Origin of the sequence: Proteus sp. PR00224, from assembly GCF_016238105.1 — a bacterium.
GTDB lineage: Bacteria > Pseudomonadota > Gammaproteobacteria > Enterobacterales > Enterobacteriaceae > Proteus.
This window is the reverse complement of the sequence record NZ_JAEHQU010000010.1, coordinates 16,646-37,326: the sequence shown is the minus strand read 5'-3', so window position 1 is coordinate 37,326 and position 20,681 is coordinate 16,646. Positions and strand designations below refer to the sequence as shown.

Here is a 20,681-nt window from a genome sequence, read left to right as displayed (position 1 = left end):
ACACGTTAATTTAATACATCATCAATACGAGTTTGAACTGACTTGCTCACACGCATATTAGAACTTTGTTAATCATAGAACATAAATATTACAATTGCTTTACAAAAAAAGCGAAGAGACGTATCAAACCATTCGTTTAGCTTAGTGTTTGCAGATATTCATGCCTGCAATGCTTAATCTCTTCAATTATTCTTCCATTTATTTAACATTTTATCAACCATATAAAATAATTGCATAAAATATTACGCATTCATGTAAAACAATCCATCAATTTTTATCACGATACTTCATATCAACAAAACAATAATAGATGATTATTAAAATAAATTTTACTTAATTTAACAAAAAAACAACATCAGGTATTGATTCAAATCAAAAAATCACACTAATTTGAAACGATTCATGAAATACAGCAGAGGAAAATGTGGTGTTTTTTGAGGAAATAGAGACAGGAAAAGAGGAGCACGCTATAAATTTCTGTTATTTATAGCGTGATGTTCTTATTTATAACGACGAGCAAGCAAAATAAACCCCATAGCAAACAGTACACAGAATGCCATAGAGCTTACCATTGGCCATTCTGATTTTGCTGGTAGCATAGCAATAGCCGTTCCAACTAACGCACCAACACCAAAACGCACTGTTCCTGCGAGAGAAGAAACCGTTCCTGCCATATGGGGATAGTCATCAAGAATAACGGCCATCGCATTCGATGTGATCATTGCGATCCCGCCCACATACATTGCTACACCCACAACAAGGAAATAGAAATGTAAATTAAGAGCGACCACCAGCAATAAAAAGATCCCCATAATACATTGAATAGTTAATCCTAGGCGTAACATATTCAACGCACCAAATCGACGAACATATCGCCCATTAATGCTTGTCATCACAATTAAGAAGATGATATTAAAGCCAAAATATAATCCAAATTGATCAAAGGGAATACCATGCAATTCGATATAGACAAAAGGGCCAGCACTAAGAAATGAAAACATGCCAGCAAAAGAAAAACCTGAAGCCAAAATATAGCAAAGGACACGACGTGTTCTAAATAGACTAATAAATTGGCTAAATGTCACTCTTAAGCTAAAGCGTTGGCGACGCTCTTTTGGTAATGTTTCTGGAATATAAAAAGCAATTAATGCAGATGCAATCACGGCGGCTATCGCGATACTCCAGAAAATAGCATGCCATGAAAACCAATTCATCACCCAAGCACCTAATAGTGGCGCTAATAAAGGTGCGATAGTCATAACAAGTGCAACAAAAGACATACTTCTAGAGAAGTCATCTCTAGAGAACATATCTCTCATCAATGCATTAATAACAACACTTGCCGCAGCTGCTGCAAAACCATGTAAAAAGCGCATACCAATTAGCACATCTATTGATTCAGATAATGCACATGCACTAGAGGCAAAAGCAAAAACAATTACGCCGCCCAAAATGACAGGCTTACGTCCCAAGCTATCAGCCATAGGACCATAGACTAATTGCCCAATAGCAAAACCAAAAATATAGATACTTAATGTCATTTGTACTTTGCCACTTGGCACACCAAAATCTTGCGCAATAGTAGGTAAACTTGGCAAATACATATCTATAGCCAATGGCATAAGCATGGAAATAAGTCCCAGTATTAAAATGAGACTAAGGTACGACGAACGTTGCTGTTGCACGCAGATAAACTCCCAAAAACGACAGGATAAATAATAATTATTGAGGTAAGTGAATGCTGTTGATCTCTTCTTCTGTTAATGGACGATATTCGCCCTCAGCTAAAGTCTCATCTAATGTAATATCACCAATACGCTCACGATGTAATGCACTTACATGATTACCCACTGCTGCAAACATACGTTTTACTTGGTGGTATTTGCCTTCACTAATAGTAAGTTTGACTTCTGTTGGCGTAATAATTTCTAACGTGGCGGGTTTTGTTAGGTCTTTTTCACCGTTGAGTTGAACACCCTTTTGGAATTGTTCAGCAACACCCTCTCCAATCGGCTCTTCTAACGTAACCAGATAGGTTTTCTCACAATGATGTTTTGGTGCCGTAATACGATGTGACCATTGACCATTATCCGTTAATAAAACAAGTCCTGTTGTATCAATATCTAAACGCCCAGCAGCATGTAATTTATGAGCCAAAGGTTCATCAATAAAATAGAGGATAGTTGGATTAACTGGATCGTCTGTTGAACATACATAGCCAATTGGCTTATTCAACATAAAGTAGCGAGGCCCTAAAATTTGAGTTAAGACATTACCGTCGTAAGCTACTTCTTGCTCTGGTGCAATTTTGGTTGAACCGCTTTTCACCATTTCGCCATCAATTGTTACAAGCCCTGCTCTTAATTCACGAAGGATCAAGCTACGGCTAATACCCAATTGCTGGGATAAAAATTTATCTAATCGCATGAATTTCTCTGAAAAATGGAAGAATACCATCTGATATGAGGTATCTATTAAAAATGAATATTAACAATAAAACAACTAATTAATTTATAAATAAACTATCACGCTCTTTACTCCCCCCTTATTCGCGCTACCTATAAAAAAATGTTACGCTGACGCCCCGTTTGATTTCTTATGCAGAGTTATGGCTTTTACACTCAGACCTTATCAACTTGACGCTGTTAACGCGACAATCTCTTATTTTCGCCAACACAATACACCTGCGGTAATTGTATTACCTACTGGCGCTGGGAAAAGTTTAGTGATTGCAGAACTCGCTAAAAGAGCGCGCGGACGTGTATTGGTGTTAGCACACGTAAAAGAGTTAGTAGAACAGAACCATAGCAAATATGAGGCTTATGGTCTATCTGCAGATATTTTTGCTGCTGGCTTACAACAAAAAGAGAGTAGCGGGAAAGTTGTTTTTGGTAGTGTGCAATCTGTTGCCCGTAATTTATCGCGGTTTAGTGATACTTTTTCTCTTCTTATTATTGATGAATGCCATCGCATTAGTTTGTCTGAAGATAGCCAATATCAGCAAGTCATTAAACAATTGCAATCCATTAATCCACAATTACGTATCTTAGGATTAACTGCAACACCTTATCGTTTACCTACGGGTTGGATTTATCAATATCATTATCACGGTATGATCAGAGGTGATGAAAACTGCTTTTTCCGCGATTGTATCTATGAATTGCCTTTACGCTATATGATAAGCAATCATTTTTTAGTTCCACCAACTCGCCTAGATATGCCTATATTGCAATACGACTTTAGCCAAGTAAGAACAAGTCAAAATGGGATATTTAATGAAGAAGATCTAAACCGTGAAATAAAGAGACAAAAACGTATTACGCCTCATATTGTCGCTCAAATTATTGAATATGCGCAAAATTGCCGAGGAGTAATGATATTTGCGGCGACAGTTGAACATGCAAAAGAGATCCTTTCTCTTTTACCACAAGATGAAGCAGCATTAGTCAGTGCGGATACCCCCTCTTATGAACGTGATGATCTTATTTCCCGTTTTAAACAGCAACAATTACGTTATATGGTCAATGTTGCCGTACTAACAACAGGTTTTGATGCACCTCATGTTGATTTAATTGCTATCTTACGCCCCACTGAGTCTGTGAGTTTATACCAGCAAATTGTAGGACGGGGATTAAGATTATTTGCAGGAAAAACAGAATGCCTGATTTTAGATTATGCAGGTAATCCTCATGATCTCTATCTACCCGAAGTTGGTACTAAAAAACCCAATCCAAATAGTCAGCCGGTACAAGTTTTTTGTCCTATTTGCCAATTTGCCAATACCTTTTGGGGAATTGTAGATGCTGATGGGGATATCATTGAACACTATGGTCGCCGTTGCCAAGGTTGGGAACTCAATGAACAAGGGCAAAAACAGCAATGTGAATTTCGTTTCCGCTTTAAATTGTGTCCTCATTGTAATGAAGAAAATGATATTGCAGCACGTCGCTGTGTTCATTGCGATGAGATCTTGGTTGATCCTGATGATATGCTCAAAGCGGCATTAAAACTCAAAGGGGCATTAGTTCTACGCTGTGGTGGAATGCAATTTAAGTCAGGAAATGATGTTAAAGGTGAATGGTTAGAAATTAATTATTACGATGAAGAAGGCACGTCTGTCTCTGAACGTTTTCGATTAACCACCCCAGCTCAACGAAAAGTATTTGAATTAAAATTTTTACGTGAACATCAACGCGCACCAGGTGTTCCTTTTGTTTGGCATGATGCCAACGACATTATTAAACAGTTTGATTTGTTACGTCACCCCGACTTTATTGTCGCCCATAAAGGTAAAAAAGAGAGCTTCTGGAAGATAAGAAATAAGATTTTTGACTATGCAGGCCGCTACCGAAAAGCAGATACCTTATATTAATCTGGATTTATATTTGCTGTTAGAGGACTTTTTCGTTAAAATGCGCCCCGCTTTATCTATTTTTAGATAAACCAAATCTCGAGCTTGTTGCTGGGTCGCCTGTAACAAGTATGTATTTTCTTTCTTTTTTATAAGAGAAAAAAGATGTTAACTATCAAAGCAACTGTACGTAAAGAGCAGGGTAAGGGTGCGAGCCGCCGCCTGCGTGTGGCTAACCGTTTTCCTGCTATCGTTTATGGCGGAAATGAAGAGCCAATCGCTATCGATTTAGATCACAACGAAGTTATCAACCAAGAGCACAAATCAGAATTCTATTCAGATTTCGTAAACCTGGTTATCGATGGCAAAGAAACTAAAGTTAAAGTTAAAGCAGTGCAACGTCACGAGTATAAACCAAAAATTACTCATATCGACTTCCTGCGCGCTTAATAAGCCACCCTTCGAGCTTTATTTTTCGGGACGCCGAGCATATAACGCCACTTAATGTGGCGTTATTTGTTTCTACTATTTAATTATTTTTCTGATGCTCTACGTTGTAGCTGATCACGTAAATTAGGCGGTGTACCTTTAATGGTGAGCGTATCTGTTGCTGGATCCCAGAATATTCTCTCCCCTAATAATTTCGCATCAAAATTCACTGTTAATCCACCACCACTTCCTGAGTACTTCATCAGTTGACGTAACGTACTGCGATCTGCGGGGAATGTTTCAGCTAACTCATAGCCTTTTTCTTCAGTAAATTGAGCAAAGTTTTGATCACCCAAAGACGGTAATTCTTCGGCAAGCTCTGTTAAGGCAATTTCTTCGCCCGATTGTAATTGCTCGTTACAATAGCTATATACTTGCTCACGACAAGTTTGACGCTCTTGCTTGCCCATTTCTGAGGCTTCACAAAAATCGTCAACCGCTTGTAATAAGCCTTTATTTTGAACTTTAGCGTTTAAACCTTCTTGAGCACCTAAAAAGTCCATAAAGAAGTCAGAGACTTTACGTCCAACACGACCTTTTAAAAACGTTAAATAACGTAAAGAGTCGGGCGCCGTTTCCCATTCAGTTAAATCGATACGAGCAATAATGTCTGCATGAGGAATATCTAAATAGCGCGTTGATGACACATCAAGGCTGTCATTTACCCACATACTGTTACAACTACTAAGTACAGCAATTAAAAGGTAATCCACCGCTAAATAGCGATAGTGGCAAAATAGAACGGTGCCACCTTCTGCAAAAGGATATTTTGCTAATTCATCTTTTAGTCTCACGGTTGCTGCTCGTGAAAAACCTAAAAAGTTTTCTTCGCCTTTACGCTGTAAGCGCAGCGCTTCTGCTAATTCACTTTCTTCATTAAACAGACCATAAGCTTTACTTTTTGCACTGTATACACGATGCAACTCTTCAATCATCTCCTGAACAACGGGTTCAATTTCTAAGAGTGAATCACGTAGCACAACTTCTAATGTCTGCTCATCTCGCTTAATAAGTTGATGCAAAACTAATTGGTTAATATCTAGACTCATGGTCGTCCTCTTCTATTACGTCTCTTTCTCGTGCGCGTATTCAAACACTCCCTACTTTCAGTATCAAGGGAAAATTAATTAATTTAATAGCGGAAAAAGACCTAGTAATACGGTAATATATAGCGTTTTATTCATTTAGTAGGAATTCAGATTTTATGCCACAAAAATCCCGTTATAGTGATGAACAAGTTGAGCAATTACTTGCAGAACTTGTCAGCGTTCTTGAAAAACATCATACTCCTACAGATCTTTCTTTGATGGTGTTGGGGAACATGGTGACAAACTTAATCAATACAAGTATTGCCCCTGCTCAACGAATGCTGATTGCTGATTCTTTTGTTCACGCATTGCGTGCTTCAATTGATGAAGGCAATATTCACTAATAAACATAGAAAAATTATTTATAGACATGGTAACGAGACCTCAGTCCTATCGTGAAAAAGTATCCCAAATGATCAGTTGGGGTCACTGGTTTGCGCTATTTAATATTATTCTAAGCTTACTGCTTGGGAGCCGTTACCTGTTTATTTCTGATTGGCCTGCAACTTTTGCTGGTCGTTTTTACGCTATTGTGAGTTGGATGGGACATTTTAGTTTTATTGTCTTTGCTATCTATATACTCATCCTTTTCCCTCTCACCTTCGTAGCGGTTTCTCAACGGCTACTTAGAGTCATTTCCTGTGCCCTTGCCAGTGCTGGATTGACTATCCTTATTTTTGATATCGCCGTTTACCAGCAATTTCAACTCCATTTGACTCAACTTGTTTGGGATCTCGTGATTAATCCAGATGAAGGTGAAATGGCGCGTGAATGGCAACTTATCTTTATTGGCATTCCCATCATCTTTCTTATTGAAATGCTTTTTGCAACGTGGAGTTGGCAAAAATTACGCAGCTTAAATCGCCAACGTTGGGGTAAACCATTAGCGGGTGTCTTTATTACTTGCTTTATATTATCTCACTCTATGTCAATTTGGGCTGATGCTAACTTCTATCGCCCAATCACCATGCAACGAGCTAATTTACCGCTATCGTATCCAATGACGGCGCGTAAATTCCTTGAACGTCATGGTTTTATTAATCAATCAGAATATGAGCAACGTGTTATCAGTGAGGGTAACCCAGCAGCACAAGGGATCACCTATCCTCTTGCTCCATTAATCTATGCCAAGAATACCTATTCTTATAACTTGCTGGTGGTTGTCATCGATGGTTTAGGTAACGAAGAAGTGCCTGAATTACCAAGCCTGCAACAATTCGCAAAAAATAATCTTTATTTTTCAAAGCATTACTCATCAGGCATTAATAATGACACTGCATTATTTGGCCTATTTTATGGTATTTCACCTTCTTATTTAGACAGTGTATTAAGTAGCAGAAAAAACTCTGCACTTTTCGATGCGCTAAGTTATCGGAACTACCAATTAGCAATGTTTTCAACTAATGGTTTCCAAACGCCACTGTTTAAACAAGCTGTGCTATCAGATTTCTCCCTCCCAACATCACGCAGTGGTGATAACAATGCCACAATTGATAGTTGGAGCAATTGGCTGGTCAAAAACAGCCAAACAACCCCTTGGTTCTCTTTCTTACAAATTAATGGTCACACCAATAATGCGTCTCAACGCACCACATTAAATGATCAACTTGAGACAATATTTAAGACATTACAAGAAACCAAAGTGCTAGATAATACTGTTGTAGTTGTCACTTCTAGCTATCATCAAGACAACAATAAGAAGCAGATTAATCAATGGCTTTCAAATAAGACCACCTTTAATTTAAGCCAGTCACAAGTGCCATTGATGATACATTGGCCAAATATGACGCCACAGGTTATTGATCGAATGACAAGCCATCAAGATATTATGACAACCTTGATGCAGCATGTTTTACATGTCATAAGCCCAGCTGATAACTATTCACAAGGTGAAGATTTATTCGCAAGCACCCGTAATCATCCATGGATTTTTACAGGTGATGAAGAGGCATTTGTCGTCTTTTTACAAGATAATACTTTGTTGATAGATAAGAATGGCCGGTATGCTTTATTTGATAAATCAGGACAAGAGATCAGCTCTGCAAAACCTGATTTAAAATTATTACTGCAAGTTCTGGCTGAGCAGAAGCGTTTTATTGAACGCTAGCACTATTAAGTGACGTATAAAATTACGTCACTTAATTAGCAAAGGGTTGCTTTAGCAGTCAAAAACAGTAATATACAGAGCACAAACGGCATGTAGCGCAGCCTGGTAGCGCACTGTCATGGGGTGTCAGGGGTCGTAGGTTCAAATCCTATCATGCCGACCAAAATTCCTTAGAAAAACCAACCGCTTATGGTTGGTTTTTTTATGTCTGAAATTTACCACTGGTAAAACTCTGGTAAAACTCTGGTAAAACGACAACAAATCATCTCTCAAAATCACCCTTTCTTTAGCTCATAAAATTGCCCTTTTCTCCTTGCTATTCTATTCGTTACCTTATATAAATTACTGTATAAAAACACAGTAAGATAGGTGATATCATGATTAAACTAGAAATCAATAATGCTGAATATATTGCTCAATTAGAAGAGGCTCGTTTATCTGCAGACAACCCTTATGGTTATCTGTTTATGGACATTATCTTTTCTGATCCAAAGTTTGATGAAAATACATTTGAAATAAAGAATATTAAACGGGAACCGATGAGAACCTATATGACAGAGGATGTGGCTAGGGATTTGTTTGAGCAATTGGAGCGGTTTTTATATAGTAAAAATACTGTACATAACTCTTAAAAACATAAATACTCAGTTAAATACAATTAATTTATATAAAGATTTATTTTGGAATACAGCAATGGATAGTTATGACTACACTAGTTACAGATTTTTAAAGCAATGTTTATCTGTCGAAGTGATTAAATCCAATGATAAAAAGTTTTCATGGCGTAGAGCTATGTTAAGAAGTTATAAGTGCCATGATAGGCGTTTTATTTTTTGGTGGAGGATTGCCAGTTTCTTACATCATAAAACTCATTCAAAACTCGCAAATTATATAAATCGAAAGATATCTTTAAAATATGGAGCTGAAATTAATTTAAATGCAAAAATAAAACCAGGGATATCATTTGCCCATTTATCTGGCATCATTATCACAGGTCTAGCTACAATTGGTGAAAACTGTCACATTAGACAAAACACTACAATAGGTGTTGGTGGTTCTCGATATTCTGAAATCAAAAATAAGAGATTCATTATTATTGGTGATAACGTTGAAATCGGTGCCCATTCATGCATTATTGGTAATACACTTACCATTGGTAATAATGTTATCATTGGTGCTATGTCTTTTATAAACAAAAATATTCCAGATAATTGCACTTGTTATACAAAAAAAGAAAACATACTAATTACCAATAACGCATAACTTATTATAAGAAAGATGATACTCCATAGAAAAGCATCATCTTTCTAAATTGAATAAATTTAGTTTTAATCAAATATAGTTTCTTAATCGTCAGTGTGATTGCAATAATATGTATTCTTGTTCCATTCTCTGTTGTTTTCATTCTAGTCCATTTATCACCATTATTTATAGTGACAAGAAGATTATCCGCAGGTATACGGCTCTCTGTTAATCCAATGTCATTCCTATCCGATAACATATATAAAGAACGACCTCGAACACCATAATGACCTTAACTGAATTTCCTTCATTTAAGGCACCGTTATAAATCTCACCAACCCAATTTTTAGGTATGTATCGACTATCGCTCTCAGCTTTTGTGTAACTACTCCCCCCAGTTGCATAACTCCCTTTAGGCTGATACTTATTATCTGACTCTGATTTTGAATAACTGTAACCGGATGGTGTGTAATTGCCTAAAGGTTGAAAACGTTGATCAGATTCTCCTTTTGAGTATGCTTCCACGTCACTCGCTGTGGCATCGGCTTTTAACTCTGCCCATGCATTACCAGCAACCAGCTCGACATTGTTATTTTCAACTTTAGACTGCCAGACTTTATTTTTATGGTACACAATGGCGCATATCGCATACGGCTTACCGACTTCATCCCATTTTGGAAAACCAAAAGATTGGATTTCACCAATGGCTTCCGTGATATCGTGAAATATCCCGTTCATTTTTTCACGTTCAATATCTTTCGCAGCAGGATCTGTGACTTGGTCACGTTCATAGTCGTAACCATAGCCTTGTGTATAGGATACCAGCACGAAAATCACTGCCTTTGTGGTTAGCAATATCAAACTCGTCAGAATTACATTTAACTGCAATGCCGTTCTCAAACTTGTTATCTAACTCACTTTTAGAAAATAACACACGATATTTATCGGACATCATATTCGCTGAACATCGGTGTTCATATCACTAACGAGATCTGATGAATACGATAATGCACCAACACACATATTTAGGTATTTACCAAAGAAATAGGCTAGCAAATAGCGAGAAACAATATCAGACTTACCATGCTAAGGTGGCGCACTTAAGATTAACTTAGGGCGCTTACCATCCATCATGTCTAACAAAAATTGCTCTAACGCATTACACACCGTTTCTGAAAAGTGGCTTGTAATATATTCCGGGTTTATATACTGAATAAATTCATGCAAACTACGCCTAGCTATCTCTCTCCTGACCTCTTCAGTAAACAAATCGAAATTGACATTCATAGAGATACCTAAAGTAATAAAACAGCCCTTTCACTACCACATAATAATGAAATGAAAAATGAGTTTTCAATAATAAATTAGCTACAAATAAAAAAGCCTAAATTCAATATTTAAAGATATAGACCCAATTATATTCAGAAATCGAGATTTACACTGTTATAAAAGGATCTTCCCCTATTATGGTGGATAGTACATAATATATTTTTAAACACTACACAGCCCTTTATGCTCTTTCTCTTCTAATTAGATGGAAGTTCTTATGAGTGTACCGCAAACAAAAGTTGAACTACTTTTAGCTATTGATAAAAATTTCAATAAATTAATTAGTTATCTTGATGCAATCCCGATAGAAACTACTTCGGAGCGCTCAATGGATGGGCACGCCAAAGGAACCAAGATGAGTGTTCGTGATCTTGTTTCGTATTTGCTCGGATGGAATTCTCTTGTTGTAAAATGGATCACATCTGATGCCAAAGGTTTACCTATCGATTTTCCAGACACTGGTTATAAATGGAACCAACTTGGTCTTCTTGCTCAAAAATTTTACTCAGATTACAGTGAGTTAAATTATGACTCGTTAATAGCTGAACTTCGGGCTGTAAAAAATGAAATTGTGGCACTTATTGATGAGCGAACTGATGATATTTTGTATGGTAAACCATGGTACACAAAATGGACGATGGGTCGAATGATCTCATTTAACACATCTTCACCTTATGCCAACGCTAATGGGAGATTAAAAAAGTGGGCAAGAAATAATAATATCAATTTAAAGTAAGTATTAGCGTCAAAATTACACGCAGTATTTAAGAACAGATTGCCCTTATAACTATAAGGAAGGTTTTCTCTAATTATGATTAAGCACTAATACTCAACATTCACGCCCATGATCTTATCTATCGTCTCATTTTACACTTTCTCCTCAAATCGATATATAATAAATTATATATCGATAACAAAATAAAAAGTTGGAAAAGCAATGAAGTTATTTATGTTCTACATTGGTGGTAATGCCGGTAAGTCAAATATTGAAGTTCACGATATCCAATTTGTTGTGGCAGAAAAACCTACAGATGCTTGGTCTGCGTTAAGAGAAGCATGGTTTGGAGATAAAGACAAAGTACATATTGATGGTTATGCAGAAATCACTTGGGTTGATGGGTTTAATATCACTCTTAGTGATAAACCTAGCGATAGTAACGATAATTTATATTTTGTTAATGTGGGAGGCTATCATCCATCAAATCTAGCTGAATTGCATGAATTTGATTTATTTGTTGCTAAATCAGCGAATGAAGCTAAAGAGAAGGCTATTGCGACCCTTTTAGTAAATAGTCTGCAACAACATAAAGACAATTTAAAAGATGTTGATGATTGCACTTTATTAAGCAAAATCGGTAATTTTTACATTCATCTAATACCAAATAATTCGGGTGAACATTTCAAACCTTTATGGCAAGGTTATCAACCTATTGGTATTGAAAAGACTCAATAATAATTTTTACTGCGCTGTTATTTTTCAGCGTAGTAAATTTCATAAGTTACGCAATCATCAACTTGTTTTTAAATATATATCAATTTAAAAAATATTGATATCTACATTTAAAATGATCACATATTACTTGCTTATTATTGCTATTATTTAAAATTCATTAATTTCTTAAAATAAAAACCTTTTTTAGTTTTTGGGAATTTATTTCCATAATATATTTTCCGCTCATAATCTCGGCCAGCATAGTGATTATCACCATAAAATTGACCATATAATGCAGTTTTAGGGCACACTTCGTCAGAAAAAAATCTATGATTATTATCCACTTCAATTTTCCTTCTTTAAATTAAACTTAAGACCTCTTGAAATTAATTATAAATATTTATCATTTATAATTTTTAGTAGTTATTTAATAACTACCATACTACTTTTATAAAATAGATCCAGTTTATAATAAAGTTATTATTTAAATTGAAGGAAAAACATAATTAGACAAAATAAAAATTGAGTGTATGCTATATATCAGACACTCAATAATTAAATACTTATTATTTATTATCTATTTTTCTATTTGCTATTCCAAAAGGAATATGGACAGAAGGTAATTCAGATGATGATTTTAAATGCAGTTTTTGATCATCAAAGAATATATGAGGTTTTAGAATTCTCAAAACATTGGCTTTCTCTACTCCCCCCATAAAAAAGGCTTCATTAACAGAAATTCCCCACGTTCTCATCGTATTAATAACACGTTTATGAGATGGTGCATTACGCGCAGTAACAATAGAGATCTTAAGCAATGGAATATATGTAGGATCTTGTTTTACTTTTTCTAATTCTAATTTTTGAATATCAGAAATACGCAGTAAAAATTTCTTTAATGGTCCAGGGTTATGAGGAACATCAACCATTTTAGCTTCATGCTTGTGAAATTGAGACAACTCCCCTGAAGTTTTATAAATAACTTCTGCTTCATCATCAGCGATCACACCATCAAAGTCGAACGCAATTCTTAATTCATCGGCATCATCATCATTAACATGGCCTTCTAATATCTGTCCTGCTGGATAATTTGCATTAATTGCTTGTAAAACATCATCATGATCAGCAGATAAAAATAACTCAATATCAAATGCTGGAATATAAATATGAGGTGATTTTCCTTGAAGAAATACGGCTCGGGTGATCCCTAGATTATAATGTTCAATAGAATTCATCACTCTTAATCCAGTATCGGGATCATTTCTAGATAACAAAATAACTTCAACGAGTGGATCGTCAGGTCTAATATTATTTAGCTTCAAAAGCCGGCTAATAAAAGGAAATGCAACACCTTTATTTAGAGGTACATCCTGCATTTTATGTTGATATTTTCGATAAGCTTCCTCTCCTTGTGTGCGAAAAATATTATCTGATTCTTCTAAATCAAATAATGCACTAGAGGAAAGCCCTATGACTAATCGCTTCGTTAAATCATATGCCATCGCCAAAATCCTCTGTTAGTTCCTTTTATTATTCATAATATCACTCTTTTAAGAGAGCAAAGATAAGAAAGCTTATACAAAGAAGTAGATAAAATCGTAGTATTTACCTGAACATAAGCACTTTACCATCAAATCACACGCTACAAATAATATTGATTATCATTTGCATTTAAATAATATCCTTATTATTGTTATGACTACAATTCATAAGGAGAAAATTCATGGTTAAGAAAACGATACATTTACGCTCTCAACATTTTAAAGATTTAGTCAATAAAATAAAAAAAATGAATGCTGTTAAGAATACGATAAACACTAAATCAGAAAGTAGTGATCTTGTTGTTATTAATAATAAAATTCTAACTTTAGTTTCTATAAAGTAAGATAATTTATTGACTTTTAGTGTGAATAAATAATAACCGCAACTTTCTTAGGGTTGACACATTAAATGATAATGATTATCTTTTACCTCGTGAATAGTTGAGTATTTTGCTCAGTTTCTCACAACGACATTGCTCACATTGCTTCTAGTATTTATTGACCAACTCTCCTAGCGTTGGTCTTTTTTTTATCTGTATTATTCCATAACCCATTTAACCCTAAATGGAGAACATACTTTCCTTCAAAATACTATTATCTTGTTAAAACTAAAATAGCTTATAGTGAATCTAACGCAAGATAGTAATATTGTATTTGGTTATCACTATCTAAAAAGGATCATGAAATCACCACGTTATAATTAAACCATATCATCAATAGGGATTTTAAATTATGGGTTTTATTTCCACCATCATTGGAAAAAATGAAGAGCTAACAGCAGAGCAGCAATGGGAACAACTTAATAAAAAATATGCAGATAATCCTATCGAGCGTATCCGTAAGAAATTAGTACTAGCAACTAGTATTGATCATGAATATAAGGAGTTTGGTGCTGACAATCATAAATATCAACTAAGCTCTCCACTCTCAATAGAGAAAGTTAACCAGCTACAAGCAAAGGCTGGATGTGAATTTCCCGAAGATTATATCGCCTTTGTAACTCAAATTGGCAATGGTGGTACAGGCTCTTATGGTGGTGCAGGCCCTTACTATGGCCTATATGCTTTTGATGACGCAATAGATAGAAATGGTGTACAAAATTGTGCATTACCCTGCTTACTTAAACCTAAAATGAATATTGATGAGTGGAAAGCACTTTGTCATGTCCCCGAAGACTGTAGTGATGAAGACTTTGATATTATTTGCGATAAAGTTCATCAAGGTACACTTTATTTAGGTACTTGTGGATGTGAATACGATCTTTTATTAGTGGTCAATGGTAAATATAAAGGTCATATTTTATATACATCTGATTGGGTTAATTCAGATACTCCTTACATATTTTCCTATGAAACTTCATTTACACAGTGGTACGAACGTTGGTTAGATGAAGTGATTTTAGGCTATGATACAAGCTGGTTTGGTCATCGAATGGGAGGTAATGAAGAAACGTTACTTCATTTTGCCAAAAATAATAAAGATATTACGAAAAAAATTAGTGCTATCAACTCATTAACTAAGTTACCTGAATTATCCAACAGCAGTTTATATTTTCTAGAACAACAACTGCAAACTGAAGATATTGAGTTATATAAAGTTTCGTTAAATGTTTTAGCCTCTTATTTTAAAGAACAAGCATTGCCCTATATTCAGCAAGCTTTAGTTGCTCCATTTGATGAAAAAACAGACATTGTTATTCCTATTATTTACTTTAAATATAGAGATCAATGTTCTCTTTTCAAAGATAACCTTTTCCCAATTCTTAAAGTAACGAATAGCGAAGATACATTGCGTTTTATCGGTTACTCTTTGGCCGAATTAAAAGCTGTTTTAGTTGAAGATTTCCAACCCTTCTTTACTCACTCAAGCGTAGAAATAATAAGAAGTGCAATTTATGCAGCTTCTCATGATATTAATTTAAAAGATAAAACATCAGCATTTTATGAACTCGCAATCTCTGAAAATGAAGAGATCTGCTTAGGTGCAATTCAGGCATTATCGAGCTCAAATTACATCGATAGTGAGTTGTTACCTTATTTACAACAAGCTTGGAAAATGTATCCCAAAGAAAAAAATCCTTATATACGCAACAATATCTCTTCTTATATTGCGAAGGCATATCAGAACAATGAAATTGATGTAACAAAATGGTAACTAACAGATAAATATACATTTTTCTTTAATTTTTTCAAATAGACAATAATAAAATCTTATTATTATCTATTTTTAATTCCAATCTCATTATAAATAAGCATATTGTTATTCTAACCAACGAAGTAAATTATCAAAATTTTCAACTAAATGTATGTAAACTTTATAGTTAAACCAAGATGGTTTTAGTTTATATCATTTAGCCTCACTGTTAAGTGAAAATTAAAATTAAATAAAATCAAATAATTAAATAGAAAAAATCAAAAAAATTTATTTTTTCAGAAAATTATTTCAGCACTTTATTCTTATTATTTCTTTTTAAAGTTTGTTACAGATTGATATCTTTTTTTCCCTTACTATTGGTTTCAGTATTTCATCACTGATAGATATTTAATTTTTCCCCCGCCTCGTGCGGGGATTTTTTTATCTCAATTATCCTCTTAAGATGCTCAATCGCTAAACTCTCACTATTTTCAAACTAAACGTGCTTTCCTGTTTTTTCCCCATAGCGCAAACATATTATGCCTGTTATATTTTTTGCAATGGACAATTACCTATAATTTGCTTCCCTTCAATATCAAGTTCTATCTTATCTATTTAAAAGCCATCGAATAAAGATAGTTTTTATTCTTAATAACCATTTCTTTGTAATGCTTTGACAAATATTTTTGAACTCTGAAATTACTCATTTTATAAGTTTTCTATTTTAACGACAAAATGTATCACTAAAAAATTAAGTAACTTAACTAATGTCAAAAAAAGTTAACTTATTAACAAAAATAATCAAAAATAAATTTTACCCTTAAATTTCAAGTAATTATATAAATAACAATCAATTTATATTAATGATTATGTGCTGAGAAAATCATAAATTCATTCATAAATCTTTATTTACCTGTCATTAACTATCAAGATTTTTTACAGATTGATATATTTTTTTCCTCTAATATTTCTTCCATCAACTCGATACGAAAAGATATTTATTCATCGTACACAGAAAAATAAATCAAGAATTAACCAAAGAAAGAATATTTGAGGAATATAAAATGAAAAAGAATTTTATTATCGGAACTTGTTTAGCACTTTTATTATCAGCTCCAACTATGGCAAATAATAATAAAGTAATCGGTTCAGGAACAATTACATTTACAGGTTCAATTGTAGAGGGGAATTGTATGACCGACTCAGTAGGAAATACTTTTAAAGCAAATTGTTGGAATGGAACTGAAATGGAAGAAACTTTACATAAAATCGAACCCAATAAAATGTTTAATGCTCAATTAGGTGAAAATAAAGGTTCAATGAGCATAAATTGGATCAAAGAAAATGTAGGAATAATGGATATCGTATACAATTAATATAGTAAATTTAAAATCCTATATTTTTAATAAACATTAAATTCTATCAAATAGAAATAATATTTATTATTAAATAACGAGTATATATTTTCCAAGCGTTAGAATTCATTATTATATAAATGGTATTCTCTATTATGGTTATAATATATTAGGCAGATATAGTTTATTTCTATATCTGCTAACTCTGTTTTAACTTATTTATAAAAATTTTTATCTTCTTATCTTTGCTTTGTATCCCCTATCTTTATCTTCCAAATCCATACAAATATTGGGGTTGACAACTAAAATGATAATGATTATCTTTTACCTTGTGAATAGTTGAGTATTTTACTTGGTTTTTCACAACGACATTGCTCACATTGCTTCCAGTATTTACTGTGACCAACACATCATGTGTTGGTCTTTTTTTATATAATATATTCATAATTAATTATAAAAACTGGCTTCACCTGCTGGTCGAGTTTTAAAACGGCGGTGAGCCCATAAATATTGATCTGGTGCTCGCATAATTTCGGTTTCAATCAACTTATTCATTCTATCTGTGTCATTTTGAATATCTTCAGAAGGATAATTAATCAATTCTTTACCAATGATTAAACTGTATTTTTTACCTTTCTGATTTTCATTTCTGACCAAAGTAACAGTTAAAGAAGGTGCCCCTGATAGTTTTGCTAATATAGCAACTCCTTTTGAAGTTGATGTTTTTTCAACAGAAAAGAATGGAGAAAATGTTGTACCTTTTAAACCAAAATCTTGGTCAGGAGCAAACCAAATTGCCTTCCCTTTTTTTAACTCCATAACCATAAACTTTAAGTTGCGTCTATCTATCATGCCCTTATCTGAACGGCATCTTGCTTTAGTTTGAATAAACTCCATCGCTTTATTATTATGTGGTCTATACATCGCATTCACAGGAAAACAAAGCCCCATAATGCGCCCACCCAGCTCTAGAGACATAGAGTGGATACCAATTAATAAAATTCCAGCTTTTTTATCATTTGCATCAGTAAAATTGGAGATCCCTTGTACTTCAAAGAGATTTTTTAATCGGCGGTCACTCCAAAACCACGCCATGCCCGTTTCAAATAATGCGACACCTAGTGACGATAAATTATCCATAACAAGCTTGTTAATTTCATTTTCATCTTTATTAGGGAAACATAATTCTAAATTTTTCTTTATGATCGAGACTCTTCTTTTGACAAAGAAACGAGATAACACCCCAAGATGTTTACCTAAAAAAAGTAACCAAGCATAAGGAAGTTGTACTAATAAAAAAAGAATAAAGACACCAAACCAAGTTAAGATATATTTTGGATGTAATAGATGCAATGAGAAAACATTTTTAGCGTACACAAGTTTGTCCTTTAGGAACTAAAAAGCATTTAAGCCACATTAAATTAGACAGCAATTGTTTAAGATAAGTCACTAAATATTAATTTAATTTTATCTTAAATTATTTTTATGATTTATCTGATATTTTTTATTCTAATAAAGTTTTTTTCTTTCTTTTGATTGAGAAGGCAATGTCTTAATGCCTTTATTTTGCCATTATAAGAATTAATTTCTCCATTAATTTATTTGTCTGTAAAAATTATTAGGCATTAAAGTAAATAACTTTATAGAATTTTAAATAATTTACATTAAATACTTACATAACTTTAATAAAACTATTTTTTATACGCTTTAATAAATATACTTCAAATTTAAATAATACTATAAATTGATATAAAAAAACCCCACCGAAGTGAGGTTTTTTAGATCTTACTTGTATCCATATTGCATTAAGCAATATATACAGTAAATTACAGAGCGATTACGTTCGCTGCAGCTGGGCCTTTAGCGCCATTTTCGATAGAAAATGAAACTTCTTGACCTTCTTTCAGAGATTTGAAGCTATCGCTTTGGATCGCTGAAAAGTGTACGAATACGTCTTTGCTACCGTCTTTAGGAGTGATAAAGCCAAAACCTTTATCATCGTTAAACCATTTTACTGTACCAGTCATTGTATTAGACATAAGATTTCCTTTAATTAATTATTTTGCCATAAGGCATTGTTTGCGGTTTGATTTCGGATTTTTACTTATGGTCACTATTTGAAGGAATTCGCAACGAAGAGGTATCAGGGATAACGCTAAACGGTGAACTACTTAAAACTGCACTAACATAAATAGGTCTGTACTTCCAAACCAGTGGCGCTATTAAGTCATATAATTCGTTTTATAGCAAATTATTTTCATCTTTATTTTAAAAAAACTTTTCACCCGTCAAATTAGAAAATAATTATAAGATAAAAATAATTATCTATTTTACCTATCTCATTATTTTAATTTAAGAACATAAATAAAAAAGTAGATACTGTTATTTTTTTAAGATAACCAGTATCTACTCTATCATTAATGTACTACATCACCTTAATCAGCTAGTTCTAATAAAATTTCTTCTGTTTTCGTCCATAGAAGTGAACCGCCTTCTTCTGGCCATAAATGCCGCTCAGCATTAGGAAAACGTTGAAATAATAAATCCCCAAAGTCTGGAGAATGAACTGTACTGGTATCTTTCATACCATACCATAAGGTTGTTGGTGTCTTTATTTCTTCAGGTGAAAATCCCCAAGGTTGCATAGTAATCAGCAAATCTTGAGTATATCCATCATTGCCTTGTTTAAAGGCTTTTACCATACATTCTTGATAAACTGGGAGAAAATCAATTGATTTATAAATAGCCAAATCAACATCGGCACTGTTATTTAGAATAAAATCCATTAACCACTTGGCTGTTATATTTTGCTTAATCCAACTAGTTAACGAATCTGGTGATCCAACAGCTTGACGTTGCATATTAACAACATCATCTGTTAGCTTATTTTGTGTATCTAGATAGTCAAATTGATCTTGTCCTGCGACAATAAGTAATTTATCAACATGACAATAAACACAAAGAGCCATAGCAAAAACAGCACCTTGTGAAAACCCCATTACATTAATATTTTTAATACGAAGATGATCTAATAAAAATAAAATATCTTTAGAAAAAGATTTTAACGACTTTTGAGGATCAAAGGTGGAATCGCCTAATCCAGGGCGAGTGGGTGTAATCAACCGAATATTAAGCTTATTTAAAAGGTCAACTTCGACTCCTAATAAACCACTCATACCTGCACCGGTACAAAATAATACTGGCTTACCTTGCTCTGGACCTGATTCATACCACGTTAAAATTCTATTATCTGGCAATGATACATTATATTTTCTTGAGTTTTTAATTTTCATTAAATTTTGTCTTTTATTAATTTTTGATAACACATTACCTGCCAATTTGCACAGCAATGTCTATTTTTAAGTTTTGCTTTTAAAAATTAATGTTGAGACTAGCTAAGGGTAAGATTTCATATAAACTCGCAATAAATTTTGTTTCGTTGCAGATAAGTGGATAAACCTAAATTTATTTTTCGTTTTAAAAAAAATAAAAATGAGTAGATTTCATACTACTCTCTATTAGTATAATCAAATTAGCCGTAATAGGTAAGAGTCCTACCATTGATCACCACAGCGAAAATCACAATAAGACTATCTTTATAACTGATTTATTTC

General features: G+C 33.7%; 19 protein-coding genes, 1 tRNA gene and 2 pseudogenes. 12 read left to right on the top strand and 10 right to left on the bottom strand.

Going from position 1 to position 20,681, the window contains the following annotated elements; translation table 11 throughout:
* Positions 1–500: 500 nt before the first annotated feature.
* Both JEP71_RS15315 and rsuA read right to left on the bottom strand, forming a co-directional pair.
* Complete coding sequence (locus JEP71_RS15315) at positions 501–1,685, bottom strand: Bcr/CflA family multidrug efflux MFS transporter (protein ID WP_332872280.1); 1,185 nt, start codon at positions 1,683–1,685, stop codon at positions 501–503.
* Between the two features lie 37 nt (positions 1,686–1,722).
* Entirely contained in the window at positions 1,723–2,427 is a 705-nt protein-coding gene (gene rsuA, locus JEP71_RS15310) for a 16S rRNA pseudouridine(516) synthase RsuA (RefSeq protein ID WP_100157926.1), read from the bottom strand.
* A 181-nt stretch (positions 2,428–2,608) separates the two neighbouring features.
* On the opposite strand from rsuA, the gene JEP71_RS15305 reads away from it, so the two are divergent.
* A complete protein-coding gene (locus tag JEP71_RS15305; protein ID WP_198620666.1) occupies positions 2,609–4,372 on the top strand; it encodes a DEAD/DEAH box helicase in 1,764 nt (587 codons plus the stop codon).
* A gap of 144 nt (positions 4,373–4,516) precedes the next feature.
* Complete coding sequence (gene rplY, locus JEP71_RS15300; RefSeq protein ID WP_023581385.1) at positions 4,517–4,801, top strand: 50S ribosomal protein L25; 285 nt, start codon at positions 4,517–4,519, stop codon at positions 4,799–4,801.
* A gap of 83 nt (positions 4,802–4,884) precedes the next feature.
* Here the strand turns inward: rplY and yejK are convergent, their stop codons facing one another.
* Complete coding sequence (gene yejK, locus JEP71_RS15295; protein ID WP_099074944.1) at positions 4,885–5,889, bottom strand: nucleoid-associated protein YejK; 1,005 nt, start codon at positions 5,887–5,889, stop codon at positions 4,885–4,887.
* 155 nt (positions 5,890–6,044) lie between these two features.
* On the opposite strand from yejK, the gene JEP71_RS15290 reads away from it, so the two are divergent.
* The 5 genes from JEP71_RS15290 to JEP71_RS15270 all read left to right on the top strand — a co-directional run bounded on the left by JEP71_RS15290 (position 6,045) and on the right by JEP71_RS15270 (position 9,298).
* Positions 6,045–6,272, top strand: a complete 228-nt coding sequence (locus JEP71_RS15290) for a YejL family protein (RefSeq protein WP_004247042.1) — start codon at positions 6,045–6,047, stop codon at positions 6,270–6,272.
* Positions 6,273–6,298: 26 nt separating this feature from the next.
* Positions 6,299–8,035, top strand: coding sequence for an LPS biosynthesis-modulating metalloenzyme YejM (gene yejM / locus JEP71_RS15285; protein ID WP_198620667.1), 1,737 nt, complete (start codon positions 6,299–6,301; stop codon positions 8,033–8,035).
* 86 nt (positions 8,036–8,121) lie between these two features.
* A tRNA-Pro gene (locus tag JEP71_RS15280) sits at positions 8,122–8,198 on the top strand.
* A gap of 214 nt (positions 8,199–8,412) precedes the next feature.
* On the top strand, positions 8,413–8,667 hold the full coding sequence (locus tag JEP71_RS15275; RefSeq protein WP_198626526.1) for a hypothetical protein: 255 nt from the start codon (positions 8,413–8,415) through the stop codon (positions 8,665–8,667).
* A gap of 61 nt (positions 8,668–8,728) precedes the next feature.
* Positions 8,729–9,298 (top strand): serine acetyltransferase, encoded by a 570-nt coding sequence (locus JEP71_RS15270; RefSeq protein ID WP_198626525.1) that lies wholly within the window; start codon positions 8,729–8,731, stop codon positions 9,296–9,298.
* 324 nt (positions 9,299–9,622) lie between these two features.
* Here the strand turns inward: JEP71_RS15270 and JEP71_RS15265 are convergent.
* Positions 9,623–10,099 (bottom strand): annotated as a pseudogene (locus JEP71_RS15265) (hypothetical protein); the annotation flags it as partial.
* Positions 10,095–10,564 (bottom strand): annotated as a pseudogene (locus JEP71_RS17705) (phage terminase large subunit); the annotation flags it as partial. The pseudogenes JEP71_RS15265 and JEP71_RS17705, both read right to left, overlap by 5 nt.
* A 259-nt stretch (positions 10,565–10,823) precedes the next feature.
* Here JEP71_RS17705 and JEP71_RS15260 point away from each other — a divergent pair.
* Together JEP71_RS15260 and JEP71_RS15255 are read left to right on the top strand one after the other, a co-directional pair.
* The gene (locus JEP71_RS15260) at positions 10,824–11,342 is read left to right on the top strand and encodes a ClbS/DfsB family four-helix bundle protein (protein WP_198620672.1); all 519 of its coding nucleotides are present in this window, start codon (positions 10,824–10,826) and stop codon (positions 11,340–11,342) included.
* Positions 11,343–11,543: 201 nt separating this feature from the next.
* Entirely contained in the window at positions 11,544–12,059 is a 516-nt protein-coding gene (locus JEP71_RS15255; RefSeq protein WP_198626524.1) for a DUF1543 domain-containing protein, read from the top strand.
* Between the two features lie 143 nt (positions 12,060–12,202).
* Here JEP71_RS15255 and JEP71_RS15250 read toward each other — a convergent pair whose 3' ends face one another.
* Both JEP71_RS15250 and JEP71_RS15245 read right to left on the bottom strand, forming a co-directional pair.
* The gene (locus JEP71_RS15250) at positions 12,203–12,382 is read right to left on the bottom strand and encodes a hypothetical protein (protein ID WP_088493237.1); all 180 of its coding nucleotides are present in this window, start codon (positions 12,380–12,382) and stop codon (positions 12,203–12,205) included.
* 222 nt (positions 12,383–12,604) lie between these two features.
* Positions 12,605–13,540 (bottom strand): 5'-nucleotidase, encoded by a 936-nt coding sequence (locus JEP71_RS15245; RefSeq protein ID WP_198626523.1) that lies wholly within the window; start codon positions 13,538–13,540, stop codon positions 12,605–12,607.
* Positions 13,541–13,761: 221 nt separating this feature from the next.
* On the opposite strand from JEP71_RS15245, the gene JEP71_RS15240 reads away from it, so the two are divergent.
* From JEP71_RS15240 to JEP71_RS15230, 3 genes are all read left to right on the top strand, one after another.
* On the top strand, positions 13,762–13,923 hold the full coding sequence (locus tag JEP71_RS15240; RefSeq protein ID WP_198626522.1) for a hypothetical protein: 162 nt from the start codon (positions 13,762–13,764) through the stop codon (positions 13,921–13,923).
* Between the two features lie 388 nt (positions 13,924–14,311).
* A complete protein-coding gene (locus JEP71_RS15235; RefSeq protein WP_198626521.1) occupies positions 14,312–15,733 on the top strand; it encodes an SMI1/KNR4 family protein in 1,422 nt (473 codons plus the stop codon).
* A 1,043-nt stretch (positions 15,734–16,776) separates the two neighbouring features.
* Positions 16,777–17,088, top strand: coding sequence for a hypothetical protein (locus tag JEP71_RS15230; RefSeq protein ID WP_196533092.1), 312 nt, complete (start codon positions 16,777–16,779; stop codon positions 17,086–17,088).
* Positions 17,089–17,514: 426 nt separating this feature from the next.
* On the opposite strand, the gene lpxL is transcribed toward JEP71_RS15230, so the two are convergent.
* From lpxL to JEP71_RS15215, 3 genes are all read right to left on the bottom strand, one after another.
* Positions 17,515–18,444 (bottom strand): LpxL/LpxP family Kdo(2)-lipid IV(A) lauroyl/palmitoleoyl acyltransferase, encoded by a 930-nt coding sequence (gene lpxL / locus JEP71_RS15225; protein ID WP_198626520.1) that lies wholly within the window; start codon positions 18,442–18,444, stop codon positions 17,515–17,517.
* A gap of 449 nt (positions 18,445–18,893) precedes the next feature.
* Entirely contained in the window at positions 18,894–19,106 is a 213-nt protein-coding gene (cspE, locus tag JEP71_RS15220) for a transcription antiterminator/RNA stability regulator CspE (RefSeq protein ID WP_006537332.1), read from the bottom strand.
* A 396-nt stretch (positions 19,107–19,502) separates the two neighbouring features.
* On the bottom strand, positions 19,503–20,360 hold the full coding sequence (locus JEP71_RS15215) for an alpha/beta fold hydrolase (protein ID WP_198626547.1): 858 nt from the start codon (positions 20,358–20,360) through the stop codon (positions 19,503–19,505).
* Between the last annotated feature and the right edge of the window lie 321 nt (positions 20,361–20,681).